The 20,193-nt window shown below is 62.7% G+C and carries 14 protein-coding genes and 2 pseudogenes; 8 read left to right on the top strand and 8 right to left on the bottom strand.

Features of this window, described 5'->3' with window-relative positions; genetic code table 11:
• Window positions 1-42 precede the first annotated feature (42 nt).
• A complete protein-coding gene (locus tag AB4O05_RS19690; protein WP_460135828.1) occupies window positions 43-960 on the top strand; it encodes an AraC family transcriptional regulator in 918 nt (305 codons plus the stop codon).
• Here the strand turns inward: AB4O05_RS19690 and AB4O05_RS19685 are convergent.
• On the bottom strand, window positions 941-1,447 hold the full coding sequence (locus AB4O05_RS19685; protein ID WP_460135829.1) for a GAF domain-containing protein: 507 nt from the start codon (window positions 1,445-1,447) through the stop codon (window positions 941-943). The two genes, AB4O05_RS19690 and AB4O05_RS19685, sit on opposite strands and share 20 nt — an antisense overlap.
• Before the next feature lie 50 nt (window positions 1,448-1,497).
• Window positions 1,498-3,000: a glycine betaine/L-proline transporter ProP gene (gene proP, locus AB4O05_RS19680; RefSeq protein WP_460135831.1), complete on the bottom strand. Its 1,503-nt coding sequence runs from the start codon at window positions 2,998-3,000 to the stop codon at window positions 1,498-1,500.
• A 435-nt stretch (window positions 3,001-3,435) separates the two neighbouring features.
• On the opposite strand from proP, the gene AB4O05_RS19675 reads away from it, so the two are divergent.
• Window positions 3,436-4,839 (top strand): MFS transporter, encoded by a 1,404-nt coding sequence (locus AB4O05_RS19675; RefSeq protein ID WP_460135833.1) that lies wholly within the window; start codon window positions 3,436-3,438, stop codon window positions 4,837-4,839.
• A gap of 10 nt (window positions 4,840-4,849) precedes the next feature.
• Here AB4O05_RS19675 and AB4O05_RS19670 read toward each other — a convergent pair whose 3' ends face one another.
• Window positions 4,850-5,833, bottom strand: coding sequence for a DMT family transporter (locus tag AB4O05_RS19670; RefSeq protein ID WP_460135834.1), 984 nt, complete (start codon window positions 5,831-5,833; stop codon window positions 4,850-4,852).
• Between the two features lie 92 nt (window positions 5,834-5,925).
• On the opposite strand from AB4O05_RS19670, the gene AB4O05_RS19665 reads away from it, so the two are divergent.
• Complete coding sequence (locus tag AB4O05_RS19665) at window positions 5,926-6,834, top strand: LysR substrate-binding domain-containing protein (protein ID WP_460135836.1); 909 nt, start codon at window positions 5,926-5,928, stop codon at window positions 6,832-6,834.
• A 156-nt stretch (window positions 6,835-6,990) separates the two neighbouring features.
• Here AB4O05_RS19665 and AB4O05_RS19660 read toward each other — a convergent pair whose 3' ends face one another.
• Window positions 6,991-8,283: a PQQ-dependent sugar dehydrogenase gene (locus AB4O05_RS19660; protein WP_460135838.1), complete on the bottom strand. Its 1,293-nt coding sequence runs from the start codon at window positions 8,281-8,283 to the stop codon at window positions 6,991-6,993.
• The gene (locus tag AB4O05_RS19655; RefSeq protein ID WP_460135839.1) at window positions 8,280-8,693 is read right to left on the bottom strand and encodes a DUF2231 domain-containing protein; all 414 of its coding nucleotides are present in this window, start codon (window positions 8,691-8,693) and stop codon (window positions 8,280-8,282) included. Before AB4O05_RS19655 ends, AB4O05_RS19660 begins: the two co-directional genes overlap by 4 nt.
• 262 nt (window positions 8,694-8,955) lie before the next feature.
• On the opposite strand from AB4O05_RS19655, the pseudogene AB4O05_RS19650 reads away from it, so the two are divergent.
• The 3 genes and pseudogenes from AB4O05_RS19650 to AB4O05_RS19640 form a co-directional block, all read left to right on the top strand.
• Window positions 8,956-9,069: pseudogene (locus AB4O05_RS19650) on the top strand (UV damage endonuclease UvsE); the annotation flags it as partial.
• Window positions 9,070-9,085: 16 nt separating this feature from the next.
• The gene (locus AB4O05_RS19645) at window positions 9,086-9,565 is read left to right on the top strand and encodes an AAA family ATPase (protein ID WP_460135841.1); all 480 of its coding nucleotides are present in this window, start codon (window positions 9,086-9,088) and stop codon (window positions 9,563-9,565) included.
• Window positions 9,562-10,335 (top strand): nucleotidyltransferase domain-containing protein, encoded by a 774-nt coding sequence (locus AB4O05_RS19640; RefSeq protein WP_460135843.1) that lies wholly within the window; start codon window positions 9,562-9,564, stop codon window positions 10,333-10,335. The genes AB4O05_RS19645 and AB4O05_RS19640 overlap by 4 nt, the downstream gene beginning before the upstream one ends.
• 70 nt (window positions 10,336-10,405) lie before the next feature.
• Here AB4O05_RS19640 and AB4O05_RS19635 read toward each other — a convergent pair whose 3' ends face one another.
• The 3 genes and pseudogenes from AB4O05_RS19635 to AB4O05_RS19625 form a co-directional block, all read right to left on the bottom strand.
• Window positions 10,406-11,173, bottom strand: a complete 768-nt coding sequence (locus tag AB4O05_RS19635; RefSeq protein ID WP_460137538.1) for a methyl-accepting chemotaxis protein — start codon at window positions 11,171-11,173, stop codon at window positions 10,406-10,408.
• Between the two features lie 87 nt (window positions 11,174-11,260).
• A pseudogene (locus tag AB4O05_RS19630) lies at window positions 11,261-12,265 on the bottom strand (cache domain-containing protein); the annotation flags it as partial.
• 227 nt (window positions 12,266-12,492) lie between these two features.
• A complete protein-coding gene (locus AB4O05_RS19625) occupies window positions 12,493-16,500 on the bottom strand; it encodes a molybdopterin-dependent oxidoreductase (RefSeq protein WP_460164784.1) in 4,008 nt (1,335 codons plus the stop codon).
• 723 nt (window positions 16,501-17,223) lie between these two features.
• On the opposite strand from AB4O05_RS19625, the gene nirB reads away from it, so the two are divergent.
• Both nirB and nirD read left to right on the top strand, forming a co-directional pair.
• Window positions 17,224-19,785: a nitrite reductase large subunit NirB gene (nirB, locus tag AB4O05_RS19620; protein WP_460135844.1), complete on the top strand. Its 2,562-nt coding sequence runs from the start codon at window positions 17,224-17,226 to the stop codon at window positions 19,783-19,785.
• Window positions 19,785-20,147: a nitrite reductase small subunit NirD gene (gene nirD / locus AB4O05_RS19615; protein ID WP_460135846.1), complete on the top strand. Its 363-nt coding sequence runs from the start codon at window positions 19,785-19,787 to the stop codon at window positions 20,145-20,147. The genes nirB and nirD overlap by 1 nt, the downstream gene beginning before the upstream one ends.
• The last annotated feature ends 46 nt before the right edge of the window (window positions 20,148-20,193 follow it).

Below are 20,193 nucleotides of genomic sequence, written 5' to 3'. Positions count from 1 at the left end.
TCGGCCGAGATACAGTCCACTCATCAGAGGAAAGAACCGGTTATGACGATCAATCAAACGCCCCTGCACGCGTTGGTGCAGGCGATCGAGTCGCGCCTATCGACGCCCGGCGACTGGCCCATGCCGATCCCGGGCTTAGGTTTTTATCGGCGTGAACAGCCTGCGACACCCGTGGTGTGCATGGTTGAACCGAGCGTGGTGCTTGTGGTGCAGGGCGAGAAGCAGTTGTGGGTGGGCGGCGAGGGGTACGCCTACGACACCTCGCGCTTTCTGCTGACTTCGCTGGACATCCCGGCCAATTCCCAAGTACTGGTCGCCAGCCCCGGGCGGCCGTGCCTTGGGCTCACGTTCAAACTGGACCTGCGCATCCTGGCCGAATTGATCGCCCAGAGTGAGTTGCCGCCCACCCGTGAGCGGTCCGTGATGAAAGGTGTGGGTATCGGTACGGTCACCGAGGGTTTGCTCGCCTCGTTTGCACGGTTGGTGGCGTTGCTGGATGAGCCTGAGGCGATCGCGATACTCGCGCCGTTGATTCAACGCGAGGTCCACTACCGCTTATTAATGAGTGACCAGGCCGGGCGCCTGCGGCAGATTTGCGCCGTGGACGGGCAGGGCTATCGGATCGCCAAGGCGATTGACTGGCTCAAGCTCAATTACAATGCGGCGCTGCGCGTGGATGAATTGGCGGCGCGGGTACAGATGAGCGCAGCGACGTTTCACCATCACTTCCGCCAACTGACGGCAATGAGTCCCTTGCAGTACCAGAAGTGGCTGCGCTTGAACGAAGCGCGCCGTTTGATGTTGAACGAGCACCAGGATGTGTCCAGTGCTGCGTTCAAAGTCGGTTATGAAAGCCCATCGCAGTTCAGTCGTGAGTACAGCCGCCTGTTTGGCGTGCCGCCCAAACGCGATATTGCCGGGTTACGGGGCAAGGCGGTGCTCAGCGATCGTTCGTCGTGAGGTTAGCGAAGAAGATGCAGCCGATCAGCCGCGCGAACAGGCTCAGAGTTTCCGGCAGGTTGGGGTCGTCAAACAGCATCGCCCTGGAGTCCAGCGCGCACAATGCGCCGAACAGGCGACCGTCAGGCAGGAAGATCGGCGCCCCGGCGTAGCTCTCGATGGCGAACTGCTTGACCACCGGGCGCGCGGCGAAACGGCCGTTTGCGCTGACCTGCGGAATAAACAGGGTGTGGGGGTTGATGCAGAACTCGCTGCACAGGGTGGTTTCCAGGTCGAGTACATCGTCGACGTGAATGCCCATGTCGATGGTGTCGTGCACTGAACACACGATCCATTCCTGGTCGGTGAACTTGGCGATGCCGGCAAAGCGCATGCCGGTGAGGCGGGTAACCAGTTGCAGGATACTGGTGGTGGCTTCTATTTCGGCGATAGCGGCGCGTTCATCGGCGCTGAGTAACGAATGGGCTGCGGTGACGCTGGGAAACATGCTGAACACTCCAAAGGCGTGGTGGCGGGGGCCACCACGCGCGGTCGGTCTTAGTTGATTCGTGGGTGCTGCTGCACCAGGTTCTGGCGCTTGGCCTCAAGCTCGGCAATCTCGGCGTCGATGTCTTCGATCTTCTGCTCGATATTGTCGTGATGCTCCTGCAGCAGTTCCTTGGCTTCTTCCATGTCGGAAGCCGCCGGTGCCGCGCCGCGCAAGGGTTTGTTGGCGGTTTCCTTCATGGTCAGGCCGGTGACCAGGCCGACGACCGCGAACACCATCAGGTAGTAGGCGGGCATGTACAGGTCGTTCGTGCTTTCCACCAGCCAGGCCACCACGGTCGGGGTCACGCCCGCGATCAGTACTGAGACGTTGAACGCGCTGGCCAACGCACTGTAGCGCAGGTGAGTGGGGAACATTGCGGGCAGGGTCGAGGCCATGACACCGATGAAAAAGTTAAGCACGATGGCCAGGATCAGCAAGCCGGCGAAGATCAGGCCGATCTTGCCGCTGGTGATCAGCATGAATGCCGGGATCGACAGCAACAGCAGGCCGATGCTGCCGGCGATGATAAAGGGCTTGCGGCCGATCTTGTCGCTGACAAAACCAATGAACGGCTGCACGAACAGCATGCCGACCATGATCGCGATGATGATCAGCACGCCGCTGTTTTCTTTGTAATGCAGGTTATGCGACAGGTAGCTGGGCATGTAGGTGAGCAGCATGTAGTACGTCACGTTGGTGGCCGCGACGATGCCGATGCAGGTCAGCAGGCTGCGCCAGTGCTGGGTGGCGACCTCCTTGAATGACACTTTGGGGCCGTGGGTCAGGCCTTCGCGGTCGCCTTGTTCGAGCGCGTCCATGTGCTGCTGGAACGCCGGGGTTTCTTCCAGCGCATGGCGCAGGTACAGGCCGATGATGCCCAGGGGCAGGGCGAGGAAGAACGGCAGGCGCCAGCCCCACGCTTCAAACTGCTGCTCACCGAGGATGCTGGAAATCAGCACCACTACCCCCGCACCCAGCACGAAACCGGCGATGGAGCCGAAGTCCAGCCAACTGCCGAGGAAGCCGCGCTTGCGATCCGGAGCGTATTCGGCGACGAAGATCGACGCGCCGGTGTACTCGCCGCCCACCGAGAAACCTTGGGCCATCTTGCACAGCAACAGCAGGATCGGCGCCCAGATGCCAATCGACGCATACCCGGGGATCAGGCCGATGGCGAAGGTGCTGAGCGACATGATCACGATGGTCGCCGCGAGGACTTTCTGTCGCCCGTACTTATCGCCGAGCGCCCCGAAGAACAGGCCGCCAAGGGGGCGGATCAGGAACGGCACGGAGAACGTACCGAGCGCGGCGATCATTTGGATGCTGGGGGAGGCGTCCGGGAAGAACACCTTGCCCAGCACATAGGCGACAAACCCGTACACACCAAAGTCGAACCATTCCATGGCGTTACCCAGGGCGGCGGCGGTAATGGCTTTGCGCACCTTGGTGTCGTCGACAATGGTGATGTCATTCAACCCGATGGGTTTGACGCTCTTCTTACGTAATTTCATGCGGACCACTCTAAAGCTGAACAGGGGAGGTGCTATCACTGCGATAGCACCGCTCTGTCAGTTCAGATACGAGCGGATACGAAATAATTCACCCTTTGGTGTATTTTTTCGCGATTGGCGCAAAACCACGGGTCGCAAACCGGGGGGCTGCTTCGCAGCCCAGCGCAATGCTCAGCGCAACGGCGATCCGCTGTGGCCGCGGCGGCGCGTGCTCGCTCCCACAGCGGCGCTGCGCTTAACACGCCTCAAGTCCAGTGCTGTGCATCTGTCATCCTACAACTGCTCGCGCCTGACATTGTTTATAACTGCCTGAGAGCAAGAAATACGGCAATCTTTTCGATTGACACCGTGTAGGCCTCTCGATATAAAAGCCACAGTTGTACGACGACATATGACGTTACATATGTCCTACCTAACAAAAATAAAAGTGATGCCATGAATCTGAACGAGCCCATCAGTGCCCATCGTGTTGGCCAGGCGGTCGGCAACTATCGCTGGACCATCTGCGCGATGCTGTTTTTCGCTACTACCGTCAACTACCTCGATCGCCAGGTGCTCAGCCTGTTGGCGCCGCAATTGTCGACACAGTTTGGCTGGAGCAACACCGACTACGCCAATATCGCGGCGGTGTTCCAGTTTGTGTACGCGATCTCGATGTTGTTCGCCGGGCGCTTCGTCGACAAGATCGGCACCAAGGCGGCCTACGTAATAGCGATCGCCATCTGGTCCACCGGCGCCATCATGCATGCGTTTTCGGTGCCGATGGGCGAGGGGATCGCCGCCGTCAGCGGTGCCATCGGGTTGGCGGTGATTCCGGTATCGATTGCCGGTTTCATGCTGTCCCGCGCGGTGCTGGCGATTGGCGAGGCGGGTAACTTCCCGATTGCGATCAAGGCCACGGCCGAATATTTCCCGAAGAAAGAACGCTCCCTGGCCACCGGTATCTTTAACTCCGGCGCCAACGTCGGTGCCGTCCTGGCGCCGATCTGCGTGCCACTGATTGCCGGGATGTGGGGCTGGGAAGCCGCCTTTATGGTTATCGGCATGCTCGGCTTCGTGTGGGTGGCGGTATGGGCCGCGGTCTATGAAAAGCCCGAGCAGCAAAAACGCCTGTCGGCGGACGAGCTGGCCTATATCCGCAGTGACCAGACGGTGCAGCCGTTTGCCACGGCGCCAGCCGGCACAGCGGAGAAAAAAGTCGCCTGGTTCAAACTGCTGAGCTACCGCCAGACCTGGGCCTTTGCCTTCGGCAAGTTCATGACGGACGGCGTGTGGTGGTTCTTCCTGTTCTGGCTGCCCACCTACCTGTCGGCACAATACGGCATGAAAGGCGCCGACATCGTGTTGCCACTGGCCGTGCTGTACAGCATGACGATGGTCGGCAGCATCGGTGGCGGCTGGTTCCCCAGCTACTTCATGGCCCGTGGCGACGCACCCTACGATGGCCGCATGAAAGCCATGCTGGTGATTGCGCTGTTCCCACTGGTGGTGCTGTTGGCGCAGCCGCTGGGCTATATCAGCTTCTGGGTGCCGGTGTTGCTGATCGGCGTGGGCGCGTCTGCGCACCAGGCGTGGTCGTGCAATATCTTCACCACCGTGTCCGACATGTTCCCGCAGAAAACCGTGGCCTCGGTGGTGGGGATCGGCGGCATGGCCGGCGGCATCGGCGGGGTAGTGATGACCAAGATCGGTGGGTGGGTGTTCGACTATTACAAGTCCGTCAATGACATCCACACCGGCTACATGATCATGTTCGCCATCTGCGCACTGGCCTACCTGGTGGCGTGGAGCGTGATGAAGATGCTGGTACCGCGCCACAAGGAAATCACTGACCTGTAGGGTCGCCTGATCAGCGTTGAACTCGCCGCAAGGTGTGCGGCCTTGCGGCGGGCCGTGCTCCCGTCAGGATAATTCGCACCGCCATCACCACGCCCGCCAGCACGGCCGTCAGGCCTGCCGCTTCCATGGGGGTTGGCCAGCGCCCTTGAAACCACAGGCCGAGCAGGGTGGCGAAGAGTGATTCGAGGGCGATCAACTGGCCGCTCAGCACCATGGGCAGGCGACGGGTCGCCGCGTTCCAGGCCCAGGCGCCGACCACGGTGGACATCACCGCGATGACCAGGCTCCAGGCATACAGCGGCCCCGCACGCGCGATGCAAAAGCCCAGTGTCGGCAGTTTGAGCAGGCCTAGGCCCAGCAGCAGGGGGAGCACGCACAGCGTGGCGATGCCTGCACCGAGCAGCATCAACGCGCTCCAGAGGCCGATGGCCTGTGCGGGAAGGGTCATCAACTGCTGTTGATTGATCACACTGAAGCCGATCCACAAGGCCACCGCGCTCAACGAAAACAACAGCCCCGCCAGCCAGGACGCGATACCCAATGAAGGCTGATGCACGCTGCTGAGGTTCGACAGCAACAGCCCCACTGTCAGGCAGGCCAACGGCGCCGCGAGTCGGCGCCACTGTACGGTCTTGTCCCGAGCGTTGCCGAGCAGGGCCAGTAACACCGGCACCATCCCCACCAGCGCTGGCGTCAGGACCGGGCCGCCGAACAGGACCCCGGCAGCGATGCACGCTCCATAACCCAGGCAACCCAACGCGCCGAGTGTTGCGCCGAGACAGAGCTGGCCTGGCCGCAGCCAACGCAGTTGCGCACGGTACAGGATGACCCCCACGACCCCCAGCGCCCCCGCGATCAGAAACCGCACCAGCATCAAGTCGTACAGGCTGTAGTCGCCGCTGACATAAGGCGTGATGAAATTCAGCGCCCAGCCCAGGGTCGCCACCACTGCCAGGGTCACGCCGACGAGCATCGAGGTAGGTGGTGTGTTCATTGAGGTTATCCATCAGGTCTTGGACACATGGTGCCGAACCCCATGGCTGTGCTACAAACAAGTCCTCGGCCTTGGATGCATAACTCCAGATTATGAATACACTCGGAAAAACCCTGCCGCCCCTTGCCAGCTTGTTGCCGTTCGAAGCAGCCGCGCGCCTGGGCAGTTTTTCCAAGGCGGGTGATGAGCTGCATATCACCCAAGCCGCCATCAGCCGACAGATACGCGGGCTGGAAGACAACCTCGGGGTGAAGCTGTTTTATCGACGCAACCGCGCGGTGTTCCTCACGCAAGAGGGGTGTGATTTGGCCCGGGTAGTCAGCGGCGCACTGCACAGCATCAGTGACAGCGCCGCCAGCCTGCGGGCCTTATCGCACAGCAACCGGGTGGTGTTGCTCTGCCAGTTGTGCGAAGCGTTTTATTGGCTGATGCCGCGTCTGTCGGCCTTTCACCAGCAATACCCGCATATCGAAATCCAGGTGGTGACCTCCACCCGGCCCCTGGCGGAATTCAACAGCCACTTCGACGTCGCCCTGCAAAGCACGCGACGCGCCAGTGGCGCCCATCCCCTGATGTTCACCGCCTCCGATGAGGTGTTTCCGGTGTGCAGCCCCGCTTATCTGGATACAACACAACCGTTGGCGCTCAGCGAGTTGCAGGCCTGCACTTTCTTGCATCACGGTGCCGAGCCGCCGCATCTGATGGAGTGGGACAGCTGGTTGCAGGTGTTCGGCCAGGCATTGGCCGCGGATGCACGCAGTGCCACGTTCGACAGCTACCCGCTGATGCTGCAGGCAGCGGTGGAAGGGCACGGCCTCGCCATGGGCTGGCAGCGTACAGCGAGCGGGCTGATCGAGAGCGGGGCGCTGGTGCGGCCCTGTGTGGAGAGCGTGTACTTGCCAGAGGCGATTTCGATTTACCGCCATCAGGACATCAGCCCCCGGTCGGAGGTGACGGCCCTGCTGGGTTGGCTGCAAGCACAATTGCAAGACGAAGCCTGAGCGTGTGGTGAACACGCTTGCTCTAATGCCGTTCAGTTAAGCGAACGCAACGAAGATCAAATGTAGGCGCGAGGGGGACGCCTACAAAAGTGACCGGTCAGTGCCCATGCCGAGCGGGTGGCGCGACGATTCGACAAGCCCGCTCGCCACACTGTTTCAACGGTTACGCGTCACCCGCCACACGGTATTGGCCAGGTCATCGGCAATGATCAACGCCCCCTTCGGGTCCACCGTCACGCCTACGGGGCGTCCGCGGGTCTTGCCGTCGTCATCGCGAAAGCCGGTGGCGAAATCGACCGGCTCGCCTGCCGGTTTGCCATTGCTGAACGGCACGAAGATCACCTTGTAGCCCACTGGGTTGTCGCGGTTCCAGCTGCCGTGCTCGCCGACGAACACGCCATCGGCAAATTTCTCGCCCATGGCCGGGATGGAAAAGTCCACGCCCAAGGCGGCCACGTGCGAGCCCAGGCTGTAATCCGGTTTGATCGCGGCGGCGACTTTGGCCGGGTTCTGCGGTTGCGCCCGCGGGTCGACGTTCTGCCCCCAGTAGCTGTACGGCCAGCCGTAGAACGCGCCTTCGCGTACCGAGGTCAGGTAGTCCGGCACCAGGTCGGGGCCGAGTTCGTCGCGTTCGTTGACCACCGTCCACAGTTGCCCCGAATCGGGCTGGATGGTCAGCGCGGTCGGGTTGCGCAGACCAGTGGCGTAAGGCTTGTGCGCGCCGGTGGCGGCATCGATCTGCCAGACCATGGCGCGGTCGATTTCCACTTCCATGCCGCGTTCGGTGACGTTGCTGTTGGAACCAATGCCCACATACAGCTGGCGCCCGTCGGCGCTGACGGCCAGGGATTTGGTCCAGTGGTGGTTGATCTGCGCCGGCAGGTCGGTGACCTTGACCGGCGCGCCAGTGGCCTTGGTCTGCCCGTCGGTGTAGTCGAAGCGCACCAGGGCATCCTGGTTGGCCACGTACAGTTTGCCGTCGGCGAACGCCAGGCCGTAGGGCGCATTGAGGTTGTCGGCGAACACCGTTTTCAGTTCATAGGTGCCATCACCGTCAGCATCGCGCAGCAGGGTCAGGCGGTTACCGCCCTTGACCTTGGTATTGCCTTGGGCCTTGATCACGCTGGCGATCACATCCTTGGGCTTGAGCTTGGCCGCGCTGCCGCCACGGCCTTCGGCGACCAGAATGTCACCGTTGGGCAGCACCAGGGTCTGGCGCGGGATGGCCAGGTCGGTGGCGATTGCCGTCACGCTGTAGCCTTGCGGCACTGTGGGCTTCTGCTCGCCCCAGGGCGTGGGCTCGGCGATCTTCATGCTTGGCAGCAGGCTGCTTTGCTGTTCCGGCAACTTCGGGTCGGGCCCGCGGGCCTGGGTCTTGTCGCCTTCGCCGCCACAGGCACTCAGCAACAGGGCAGCGCTGAGCAGGGTCAAGGTGCGGGACGTGTTCATTTGCCACCTCCCGCGCGCAGGCCGGTCCAGGTTGCCGCAATTGCCAGCACGGTCACGATCACCGACAGCACCAGGCCGGTGGGCATCATGGCGTAGGCGTCCTTGGCATGCTGGAAGGCGTTGACGAGCCCAAGCACCCAGGTCGCCAATAACAGCAGAAAATAGGCGAGGGGCTGCCCGCCCTTGCGTTCGGCGCGCACCAGGTTGACCAGCGCAAACAACAGAGCAAAGCCTGCAAACACCAGCGCCCCGGCGATCAGCCAGGAGGCGAAGTTGGCCCATTGGATCTGGTAGGTCTGGCCGTAGGCAATGTCGCTGAGCAAGGCGCCGAGAAACAGCGGCACGGTGCCGGCGAGCAAGGTCGCGTGCAGCGGGCCTGGCGCATATCGGTAGAGGGGGAGGGTAGTCATGTCGGTGGCGGCTCCTTATCGTTCAGCGCACCTGCGGTCAGGGGCGCGATGACTTCGCATAGGAAAGGAGCGCGACGCTTGTAAGAAAGTTCATCAAGGTTTCGTGTCGAGATGTTTTTCAAACCAAGCCGCATACGGCGTATTGGCGACCTGAAAACAGTTGAAGTCCGGACTGCCGTCGTCGCACCACACTGGCCCGCGCTCGCCGAGTGCGACGTTGGCGCAGTGCACCTGCTGGCGGGCGGCCTTGAGCTGTTGCGGGACCAACGACAACGCACTGCAGTTTTTTGATCACTTCGACATCATGCTGGAAGCCAAGGACAAAAATGTGGCAGCGTTGGCGTTCTACGAGCATTTCAAGCGTCATTTACGCTAGAAGAGGGACCTTATCCATGCCCACCCTGCACCTGCTGTGCGGCAAGATCGCTTCGGGCAAGTCAACCCTTGCCAGCGCCCTCAGCGCTGAACACGGCGCCCTGCTGTTGAGTGAAGACCATTGGCTGGCGCAGCTGTACCCTGGCGAAATTCTGTCGCTGGCGGATTATCTGCGCTGCGCCCAACGCATTCGTGGCGTCATGGGGCCGCTGGTCATCAGCCTGCTGGCGTCAGGCAACGACGTGGTGCTGGATTTTCCGGCCAACACTCTGAGCCAACGGCAATGGCTGCTGGGCTTGGCCCAGGCGGCCCAGGTGCCGCACCGCCTGCACTACCTCGAACTCGACGACGACACGTGTCGCGCGCGACTGCATGCGCGCAATGCTCGGGGGGACCACGACTTCGCTGCGACGGATGCCGAGTTTGAGTTGATCACGCGCCATTTTTGTGTGCCGAGTGAGGAGGAGGGGCTGGTGATCGAGGTGCATCGCGCATGAGTAGATCCTCCGCGGGCATCGATGCCGAGGGCTTTATCCTCACTGTTGCCGATATTCCTTTGCAGCCCGAATACTTGCCCTTGCTCGCGGATGTCCGCGCTTCACTCTCACGTCCGGCTCTGAACCTGGACAGCCTGTACCTGTACGGCAGTGTCGCAAGAGGGGACGCCATTGCGGGGGCTTGCGACCTCGACCTCACGGTGGTGGTGCGCGAGCCGCCAACGGCGGATTTATTGTCGCGGCTGGAGACGGTGCGCTGTGCGTTGGAGCAGCGGCATCCGGAGGTCACCAAAGTTGATTTCGATATAGGCAGCCGTGTGCAAGTAGTGGCCGCTGAAAACAAAAACAGTTGGGGCTTCTGGCTTAAGCACCATTGCCGTTGCGTGTGGGGCAATGACCTGTCGTTGCACTTGGAGCGTTTTCGGCCGAGTCGCGAAATCGCCGTGGCGGTGAATGGTGAATTTGAACAGGTGTTGGCCGGGTACCTCAAACGTATTGCACACGCCGATACCGAGCAGGCACGACTGTGTTTGCAGCGTGAGGCATCGCGCAAGTTGGTGCGGGCTACCCATGTATTACGTTCGGAAGAGGAATCAGCATGGCCACAAACTCTCGAAGAGTATGTGGAGATGTTCGTCCGGCGTTATCCGGCGATGGTCGCGCAGGTGGCGTTCTTTCTGTTTGAAGCTCGAAATCCGCAAGCGCAAGTCGACAACTTCACGATCCGGCTGCATACCTTTCTGGGCTGGATGGCTTCACAACAGAGATAGTGCAGGTGCGGTCCCTCGAGCTTCAGCGAGGCTGCGAATGGCGCCAGGCAGCGCCAAATCGCCGTGTTTATCAGGACTTGAAGCGTCCGACCAGGCCGTTGAGTTCATCCGACAGGTCCGACAAGCGCCCCGAGTCGTCCTGCGCCGAGCTGGCCAGGCTTTCCACCAGCTGCGCTTCGTCGTAGATCTGCTGGATGTGCCGATTGATCTCTTCGGCCACGCTGTGTTGTTCCTCGGCGGCGGCGGAGATCTGCAGGTTCTGGTCGCGGATCTCGTTGACCGACAGTTCGATCCCCTCAAAGCTGCCCCGGGCGCTTTCGATGGACGTCACACTGGCCCGCGACAGGTCCAGGCAACTGTCCATTTTTTGCGTGACTTCCTCGGTCTTGCTGCCCAGCGTGCCTAACAGTTGTTCAATTTCACCGGTTGAGTCGGAGGTGCGCTTGGCCAGCGCGCGTACCTCGTCCGCCACTACCGCGAAGCCACGGCCTTGATCGCCCGCGCGGGCTGCCTCGATGGCGGCATTGAGCGCCAGCAGGTTGGTCTGTTCGGCAATTGCGCGGATGGTGCCGATGATCTGGTTGATGCTGCGGCTGCCAGCTTGCAACTCGACCATGGCCTCGGACGACTCGGTCAGGCGGCGACCCAGGCGGTTGACGTTATCAGTGGTCAGTTCGATCTGCTGCTTGCCCTCGGCCACGCGGCGATGGCCGTTCTCGGCGGACTCCGCCGCGCCGCTGCACGAGCGCGCGACCTCGTTGGCGGTGGCGACCATCTCGTTGAACGCAGTGGACACCAGTTCAACCGCCTCGCGCTGACGCCCGGCCGCTTCGTTCATGTTATGGGCCACTTCGCTGTTGACCTTCGACGCGTTCTGCAAGTTGGCCGACGCCGCGCCGATGTGTTGGATCAACTGGCGAATGGCGGCCAGAAACTTGTTGAACCAGCCGGCCAGTTCGGCGGTTTCATCCTTGCCCTGCACGTGCAATTCGTGGCGCAGGTCGCCTTCGCCCTGGGCGATCGACTGCAAGCCGGTACTCACCTGGCCGATGGGCTTGACGATGACCTTGGAAAACGCCGCCGCGATCAGACCGAAGATCAACACCAGTACACCGACGATGACGGCGGTGATGTAGGTCATGCGCGTGGCTTCGGCCATGACTTCGTTGTGTTCGATCAGCCCGATATAGCGCCAGCCCAGGCCGGGGGAGGTCCACACGTTGGCCATATAGCGCACGCCGTCGATCACCACGTCGGTGTAACCTTGCGGCGTATCGGCCAGGTGCGCATAGGGCGCGCCGAGGTCCTTGAGCGGCTTGAAGTTGTGGGCGGCGTCGCGCGGGTCGACCAGCACCACGCCGTCTTCGATCAGCATCACGTAGCCGCTGTCGCCGAGCTTGATGCTCTTGACCAGTTCGGTGAGGTTCTTCAGTGACACGCTGACCACGAACACCCCCTTGGCCTTGCCGGCGTTGTCCAACAGCGCCCGCGCGGTGCCCACCAGGGCCACGTCGTCTTTGTCGTAGTAATACGCCGGGGTGCGCACGGTTTTGCCGGGGCTGGCCATCGCCGCCTTGTACCAGGGGCGTGCGCGTGGGTCGTACTTGGCCAGTTGCGGGTCATCCGGCCATTTGACGTAGGTGCCGTCTTCCAGGCCAATGGACAGGATCGCCGCCGCCGGGTGGGTCTTGCCAAAGCGTGCGAAGCGGTCGATGACTTCCTGCGCCGCCGCTGGCATCGGCTGGCTGGCGGCGTCGGCGGGCTGGTAGTTCTTGAGGGTGTTCACGGAGGTGTATACAGGATCGGTGGCCATTTGATCGACGTTCTGCAGCGTGCCATCGAAGAACTGGCGGATGTTGCCATCGATCTGGCGGATTTCCCGGGTGCTGCCGTCGATAAACTGGTCGACCGCCTGGGTCCGTGTGTTCATCACGGAGATCACGGCCACCAGGCTTACCGGGATGAACGCGACAGAGACAAACGCCAGCACAAGCTTATTTTTTATTTTCATCGAGACGACCATCAGCGTGGGGGGCGGCCAAGCCGTCGCGCCCGAAAAGGGCGCGGCGAATTGCTATCACCGCTGTTTCGGCCCGGTCCCGAAGAATCTTTAGGGTTTTTTGTACACAATACAATCCACGATTGTTCTGTATCCAATCAGTACACATCACGCAGGTAACGCTTCTGCTCGCTCAGGTGCCGCCAGTACTCGGTGGCGCCTTCTACGTCCAGCCCGCCGTGGGTGCGCGCGACCTGGCGCAGGGCCTGGTCGACATCCTTGGCCATGTGGCTGGCATCCCCGCAGATGTACAGCTTGGCGCCGTCCTGCAGCCAGCGCCAGAGCTCGGCGCCGTGTTCGTGGATGCGGTCCTGCACGTAGATCTTTTGCGCCTGGTCGCGGGAAAACGCCAGGCTCAGATGAGTGAGCAAACCGTCGCGCTGCATACCTTGCAGTTCGTCCTGGTAATAGAAGTCGCTGGCGGCATGCTGTTCGCCAAAGAACAGCCAATTGCGCCCCCGATGCCCCAGGGCCCGGCGCTCCTGCAAGAACGCGCGAAACGGTGCCACGCCGGTACCGGGGCCGATCATGATCATCGGCACATCGCCGTCGCCGGGCGTGCGAAAGTGTTTGGACGGCTGCACGAAGATCGGCACCTCACCGTCGCCGACGCGGTCGGCAAGGAAGGTCGACGACACCCCTTTGCGCTTGCCGTAACGCACGGTCGCCACGGTGAGGTGCACTTCCCGAGGGTAGGCCTTGGCGCTGGAGGCGATCGAATACAAGCGCGGCTGCAGGCGCCGCAGGGTGCCCAGCAGTTCGTCCGCCGAGCAGTCGATGGGGTACTCGTGCAGCACATCCACCAGTTGCCGGCCCCATAGCCAGTCGTTCAGTTCGGCCTTGTGCTCGGGCCGCAGCAATTGTTCCAGGGCGGCGTTGGCGCTGCGCTCGGCGATAAAGGCCAGGGTCTCGCTGCTTGGCCGGGCGATTTCGAAGTGCTGGGTCAGGGCCTGTTGCAGCGGCACATCACCGAAGGTGTCGATGTTCACCGAGGTGCTGGCGTCGAGGCGGGTGAGGTCGAGCAGCTCGTCCACCAGCTCGGGGCAGTTGCGCGGGCGTACGCCGAGGGCGTCGCCGGCTTCATAGGTCAGCCCGGAGTCGGCCAGGTCGAGGGCGAACTGGCGGGTTTCCTTGTGGCGGCTGTGCGGGTTCAGGTGCCGGTTGAGCAACAGCCGCGACCCATGCAGCTTGGTTTTGCCGGCGGGCGTGGCGGGGGCGGCGGTCGGTAGCGGCTTGGCCGGGTTCAGGCTTTGCTGGAAGCGGGCCAGCCAGGCATCGGCACGCTCTTCGAATTCGGTATCGCAGTCCACGCGTTCTAACAGGCGGGTGGCGCCCAACTCCAACAGGCGCTGGTCGAGGCGCTTGCCGTGTTTGCAGAACTGATCGTAATTGGGGTCGCCCAAGGCCAGTACGGCAAAGCGCAGCGACTCCAGGCGTGTCTCGACGGTGCTGAGGCTCTGCCAGAAACCTTCGCCGTTGTCCGGCGGGTCGCCGTCGCCAAAGGTGCTGCTGATCAGCGCCAGGTTTTGCGTGCGCGCCAGTTGGCTGGCCGGGAAGTCCGCCATCGCGCTCAGCTCCACGCTGATGCCCGACTCGCGCAGGCGTGCGGCGAACCGCTCGGCCAGGGCTTCGGCGTTACCGGTTTGCGAGGCCCACAACAACGTCACCGTCGGGGCGGGCGCGGCGCTCGCAGCGGTGGTTTCTGTGCGGCTGAACAGCCCACCGAGCAAGCCGTCGAGCCAGAGGCGTGCGTCCCTGGCCAACGGTGCATTCGCCGGCATCACCGGTACCCCGTCGGCCTGGCGCCCGGCGCTGGATTGCAGGCCACTGAGGAAGCCGGCGAGGTAGGTGCGTTCGCTGTCGCTCAGTGGTGGCGCCGGCACGTTACGGATGCCGGTGATGTCGGCGAAGGCGTCGAGGCGCGACATGGCAAGCTCCTCAGGCAGGGGGAAAAGGTCGTTCGTGACCGGGGCGTCCAGAAACTGGTGGTCGATCAGTTCGACCCGGGCCAGGGCGACCGCGCAGAATTTGAACTCCGGTTGCAGGGAGATCGGGTCGACGGCGTCGTGGGTCACGGCGTTGATCGCCAGGTGTTCGCCAAATACATCGTTCCAGTGGAAGGGCGCAAAACAGTTGCCCTGGCGTACCCGGTCGGTAACCACCGCGGGCAGTACGGCGCGGCCACGCGAGGAGCGCACTTCAACCCGGTCCTGGGCCTTGATGCCCAGGCGCGCCGCGTCGGCGGGGTGGATTTCCACGAACGGCCCTGGGTTGAGCTTGTTCAGCGTTGCGACCTTGCCGGTCTTGGTCAGGGTGTGCCACTGGTGCTGCAAGCGGCCGGTGTTGAGCACGAAGGGGAAGGCGTCGTCGGGCATCTCGGCGGGCAGCCTATGCGGGCGTGGGTAGAACTGGCCCTTGCCGGTTGCAGTTGCGAAGGTGATCGAGCCGTTATGCACATAGCGGATCGGGTTGCGGTCCGGCGCCTCGTTCGACGCGCAGGGCCATTGCAATGGCTGTTCGCGCAGGCGTGGGTAGCTGGCGCCGCGAATGTCATAACCGGTGGCGGGGTTCCAGGCCTGCTTGATTTCTTCAAACACCTCGCTGGCGCAGGCATAGGTGAAGGCCTCGGCGTAGCCCATCGCGCAGGCGACCTGCGCGATGATTTGCCAGTCCGGCAACGTTTCGCCGGGGGCCTCCACGGCTTTTTGCATCAGGGTCAGGTTGCGCTCGGAGTTGATCATCACCCCTTCGGCCTCGGCCCACAGCGCGCCGGGCAGCAGGATATCGGCGTAGCGGTTGGTTTCGGTGTCGAGGAAGGCGTCTTGGGTGATCACCAGTTCGGCGGCCTGCAGGCCGTCGATGACGGTCTGGCGATTCGGCACGCTGGCTACCGGGTTGGTGCAGATGATCCAGCAGGCCTTGATCTGCCCGGCGGCCATTTGTTCGAACATCGCCACGGTGCCATTGCCGGCCTGGCGCGGCAGGCTGTCGTGGGGGATCTGCCACAGGTCTTCGATGAACGTACGGTCGGCCTCGACCAGCACCGAGCGCTGCCCCGGCAGGCCTGGGCCCATGTAGCCCATCTCGCGACCGCCCATGGCATTGGGTTGGCCCGTGAGGGAAAACGGCCCGCTGCCGGGGCGGCAGATGGCGCCAGTGGCCAGGTGCAGGTTGCACAGGGCGTTGGTGTTCCACGTACCGTGGGTGCTCTGGTTGAGGCCCATGGTCCAGCAGCTCATCCATTCGGCGGCCTGGCCGATCCAGTCGGCGGCTTGGCGGATCTGCGCTTCGGCCAGGCCGGTTATCTGTGCGACGGTGTGCGGCGGGTAATCCTCGAGAAACCCGGGCATGGCCTCCCAGCCCTCGGTGAACGCCGCGATGAAGGCCGGGTCGGTGTGGCCATTTTTGACCAGCAGGTGCAGCAGGCCATTGAGCAAGGCGAGGTCGGTGCCCGGTTCGATCGGCAGGTAAAGGTCGGCCTTGTCGGCGGTGGCGCTGCGCCGTGGGTCGACCACGATCAGCTTCGCGCCGGCCTTGACCCGGTCCATCATGCGCAGGAACAGGATCGGGTGACAGTCGGCCATGTTCGCGCCGATCACGAAGAACAGGTCGGCGCGGTCGAAGTCTTCATAGGAGCCCGGCGGGCCGTCGGCCCCCAGCGAGAGCTTGTAGCCGCTGCCCGCGCTGGCCATGCACAGGCGCGAGTTGGATTCGATGTTGGCGGTGCGCACAAAACCCTTGGCCAATTTGTTGATCAGGTATTGGGCTTCCAGCGACATCTGCCCGGACACGTAGAACGCCAGCGCATCGGGGCCATCGCGCTCGAGAATGTGGCGCAGGCGGCCGGCGGTCTCGCTGATGGCCTTGTCCATGGCGATGCGCACCGGGTCGTGGTCGCGGGCCTGGCGCAGGTAGGCGTTCTCCATGCGGCCGGACTCGGCGATGGCTTGCCCGCAGGTGGTGCCCTTGGTGCACAGGCGGCCGAAGTTGGTGGGGTGGGCCTTGTCGCCGATCACCTTGACCACCTTATTGTCCTCGACCTGCATGACGATGCCGCAGCCCACGCCACAATAAGGACATACGCTGCGTACGTTCTGGCTTGCCATCCGTAACCCTCGAACCTTTTTTCTTTCCAACAAAAAAGCGCCCTGCAGACCCCCCGTTTGAAACGGAGGGCTGCACGGCGCCTTTGTCGTGTGTGGGCAATCAGCGTTGATTGCTCTTGAGGTGTTCCTAGCAAGTCACGCGCCAATTTCTCAAGCACAGGCAAATTGGGGGCGGGCGGGGTTGTTGTGGCGAGCGGGCTTGCCCCGCGTTGGGCTGCGCAGCAGCCCCAATAAAAGCGCCGCAGTGTGCCAGGCAGGTCCGGGGCTATGTTTTGGGGCTGCTGCGCAGCCCAACGCGGGGCAAGCCCGCTCGCCACAGGTACCGGTGGCCCGTTCTGTCTCTTAACTGACCGGCATTGGGGGGAGCCCGGTTGCCACACAGACCTCTGTGAACCTTGGGTTTTTATCCGGGGGATGCACTTTTATGTCGCGGGATGCACCAGTTGGAGGCGCCGGATTGAGCATTCTTACTCGATGAGTTCCGCTCAAAGGCGTCGCTGTAAGGCTTGCGGCTAATTGGCACAGAGCCTGCAAGCTCCCCCTCAACCCCACTCGGTCAACGACGATCGACAGGCCATAAAGGTCATGGGCATAACGCGATGGATCCGGCGAAGTCGTCCGAACCGATCCCGCATAAGAACAGGCAAAGACGCCTGGAACCGCAAGGTTTCAGGCGTTTTTTTTTGCTTTTTTTAACCGTGATGAGCGTTGTCGGGTGCTGATATGAATTCCAAGATCGCCAATCTGAAAGAGCTGAAAACCCTGATCGTCGTCGGCAATGGCATGGTCGGCCACCATTGCGTGGAGCAGCTGATCGAGCGCGGCGCGCTGGAGCATTACCAGTTGCATGTGTTCAGCGAAGAGCCGATGCGCGCTTACGACCGTGTGCATCTGTCCGAGTATTTCACCGGCCGCGATGCCGAGTCGCTGGCGCTGTCCGACGCCTCGCTGTACCACATGCCAGGGGTCACCTTGCACCTCGGCGTGCCGGTGCTGGAGATCGACCGCGACCGCCAGGAGGTGATCACCGCAAACGGCTGCGTGGCATACGACACGTTGGTGCTGGCCACCGGTTCTTACCCGTTCGTGCCGCCGATTGAAGGCGCCGAAGGCGATTCGCGGCTGGTGTACCGCACCCTGCAGGACCTCGATGCGATTCGTGCGGCGGCGGGCAATGCCCGGCGTGGGGTGGTGGTCGGCGGTGGCCTGCTGGGCCTGGAAGCCGCCAACGCCCTCAAGAGCCTTGGCCTGGAAGCCCATGTAGTGGAATTCGCGCCGCGCTTGATGCCGGTGCAACTGGACGATTTCGGTGGCCTGGCACTCAAGGCCCAGATCGAGCGGCTGGGCGTCGGTGTGCACCTGTCCCGCGCCACCCAGTCGATCAGCGCGGGTGAGCAGTACCGCTACCGCATGAACTTTGCCAATGACGAATACCTCGAAACCGACCTGATCGTGTTCTCCGCCGGTATCCGCGCCCAGGACGCCCTGGCGCGTCAGGCCGGCCTCGAGATCGGCCCGCGCGGCGGCGTGGTGATCAACGATGAATGCTTGAGCTGCGACCCGCACATCTACGCAATCGGCGAGTGTGCCTCCTGGAACGGCAGCCTGTTCGGCCTGGTCGCCCCGGGCTACCAGATGGCTCGTGGGGTTGCCGCGCTGCTTTGCGGGCAAACCGCCGAGCCCTTCGTGGGCGCCGATATGTCGACCAAGCTCAAATTGCTGGGGGTGGACGTAGGTTCCATCGGCGATGCCCATGCCCACACGCCGGGCGCACGCAGCTACCAGTTCATCGACGAAGCCAGCGCCAGCTACCGGCGCCTGGTGGTGGATGCGAGCGGCAAACATGTGATCGGCGCGGTGCTGGTCGGTGACAACAGCTACTACGACACCTTGCTGCAATACATGCAGAACGCCATTGCGTTGCCGGCCGAACCGGCCAGCCTGATTCTGCCATCGTCCGCCGGTGCCCCGACCCTCGGTCCAGGTGCCTTGCCCGAGTCGGCCACCGTGTGCTCGTGCCACAACGTCAACAAGGGCGCGATCTGCTCGGCGATTGACGCCGGTTGCAGTGACCTCGGCCTGCTCAAGTCGCAGACCAAGGCCTGCACCGGCTGCGGTGGTTGTGCCGGCTTGCTCAAGCAGGTGTTCGAGCACGAGCTGATCGCCCGCGGCGTCAGCGTCGACAAGAGCCTGTGCGAGCACTTTGCCTATACCCGTCAGGAGTTGTATGCCCTGGTGCGTGTGGAAGGGGTGCTGACCTTTGAAGAACTGCTGGCCAAACACGGCCGTGGCCATACCGGTTGCGATGTGTGCAAGCCGGCGGTGGGCTCGATCCTGGCTTCGTGCTGGAACCAGCCGATCATGGACGCCTCGCTGGTGCCGTTGCAGGACACCAACGATACCTTCATGGCCAACATGCAAAAGAACGGCACCTACTCGGTGGTGCCACGGATTCCGGGTGGCGAGATCACGGCCGAGAAGCTGATCGTGATCGGCGAGGTGGCGAAGAAATACGACCTTTACACCAAGATCACCGGCGGCCAGCGCATCGACCTGTTCGGCGCGCAACTGCATGAGCTGCCGGATATCTGGGCCGAACTGATCGCCGCCGGTTTCGAAACCGGGCATGCCTATGGCAAGTCCACGCGCACGGTGAAGTCCTGCGTGGGCAGCACCTGGTGCCGTTATGGCGTGCAGGACAGCGTGAAAATGGCGCTGCTGATCGAAGACCGCTACAAGGGCCTGCGTTCGCCGCACAAGCTCAAGTTCGCGGTGTCCGGCTGCACCCGTGAGTGCGCCGAGGCGCAGAGCAAGGACGTTGGCGTGATCGCCACCGAGAAGGGTTGGAACCTCTATATCGCCGGCAATGGCGGCATGCGTCCACGCCATGCCGAACTGTTCGCCACCGACCTCGACGACGCCATGCTGATCCGCTACATCGACCGCTTCCTGATGTTCTACATCCGCACCGCCGACAAACTGCAGCGCACCTCGGTGTGGCGCGAAAGCCTCGAAGGCGGCCTGGACTTCCTCAAGGACGTGATCCTGCACGACAGCCTGGGCCTGGGCGCCGAGCTCGAAGCGCAGATGCAACTGGTGGTGGATCGCTACGAATGCGAATGGGCCAACGCCCTCAAAGATCCGGAAAAACTCAAGCGCTTCCGCACCTTCGTCAACGACAAACGCCCCGACCCGGATATCCATTTTGTCCAGGAACGCGGCCAGCGTCGGCCGATCATGGCCGCCGAACTCAACCTGATTCCCGTCACCGAGGAGATTGCCTGATGAGCCAGTCCAACACCCAGCGCCAGCTTGCCACCTGGAAAAGCGTGTGCAACGAAACCGACCTGGTGAGCAACTCCGGCGTCGTAGCATGGCTCGACGGCGCGCAAGTGGCGCTGTTCTACCTGCCCGATGCGCCGGACCAGACGTTGTACGCCATCGACAACCATGACCCGGAGTCCGGCGCGAATGTCATCGGCCGTGGTTTGGTCGGCAATCTCAAGGGCGATGTGGTGGTGGCGGCGCCGATCTACAAACAGCATTACCGTTTGCAGGACGGCCAGTGCCTGGAGGCGCCGCACCAGCGCTTGCGGGTGTGGCCGGTGCGGTTGAACGGTGGGGTGGTGGAACTGGGAGTGGACTGACAGTTAAGCCGCATGACTTCCGACATGCCGCACCGCTCCGTGCGGC

Source organism: Pseudomonas sp. S1_G07, assembly GCF_054668565.1.
The sequence above is the reverse complement of the archived record's forward strand: the minus strand, read 5'-3'. Positions and strand labels throughout refer to the sequence as shown.

Excerpts from the sequence above, each read along its gene's own strand:
- AB4O05_RS19645 (WP_460135841.1), top strand. The coding sequence starts at position 9,086 with ATGCCCACCCTGCACCTGCTGTGCGGCAAGATCGCTTCGGGCAAGTCA.
- AB4O05_RS19635 (WP_460137538.1), bottom strand. The coding sequence starts at position 11,173 with ATGAACGAAGCGGCCGGGCGTCAGCGCGAGGCGGTTGAACTGGTGTCC.
- AB4O05_RS19640 (WP_460135843.1), top strand. The coding sequence starts at position 9,562 with ATGAGTAGATCCTCCGCGGGCATCGATGCCGAGGGCTTTATCCTCACT.
- AB4O05_RS19690 (WP_460135828.1), top strand. The coding sequence starts at position 43 with ATGACGATCAATCAAACGCCCCTGCACGCGTTGGTGCAGGCGATCGAG.
- AB4O05_RS19665 (WP_460135836.1), top strand. The coding sequence starts at position 5,926 with ATGAATACACTCGGAAAAACCCTGCCGCCCCTTGCCAGCTTGTTGCCG.
- AB4O05_RS19685 (WP_460135829.1), bottom strand. The coding sequence starts at position 1,447 with ATGTTTCCCAGCGTCACCGCAGCCCATTCGTTACTCAGCGCCGATGAA.
- AB4O05_RS19675 (WP_460135833.1), top strand. The coding sequence starts at position 3,436 with ATGAATCTGAACGAGCCCATCAGTGCCCATCGTGTTGGCCAGGCGGTC.
- AB4O05_RS19655 (WP_460135839.1), bottom strand. The coding sequence starts at position 8,693 with ATGACTACCCTCCCCCTCTACCGATATGCGCCAGGCCCGCTGCACGCG.
- AB4O05_RS19625 (WP_460164784.1), bottom strand. The coding sequence starts at position 16,500 with ATGGCAAGCCAGAACGTACGCAGCGTATGTCCTTATTGTGGCGTGGGC.
- AB4O05_RS19660 (WP_460135838.1), bottom strand. The coding sequence starts at position 8,283 with ATGAACACGTCCCGCACCTTGACCCTGCTCAGCGCTGCCCTGTTGCTG.
- AB4O05_RS19670 (WP_460135834.1), bottom strand. The coding sequence starts at position 5,833 with ATGAACACACCACCTACCTCGATGCTCGTCGGCGTGACCCTGGCAGTG.
- nirD (WP_460135846.1), top strand. The coding sequence starts at position 19,785 with ATGAGCCAGTCCAACACCCAGCGCCAGCTTGCCACCTGGAAAAGCGTG.
- proP (WP_460135831.1), bottom strand. The coding sequence starts at position 3,000 with ATGAAATTACGTAAGAAGAGCGTCAAACCCATCGGGTTGAATGACATC.
- nirB (WP_460135844.1), top strand. The coding sequence starts at position 17,224 with ATGAATTCCAAGATCGCCAATCTGAAAGAGCTGAAAACCCTGATCGTC.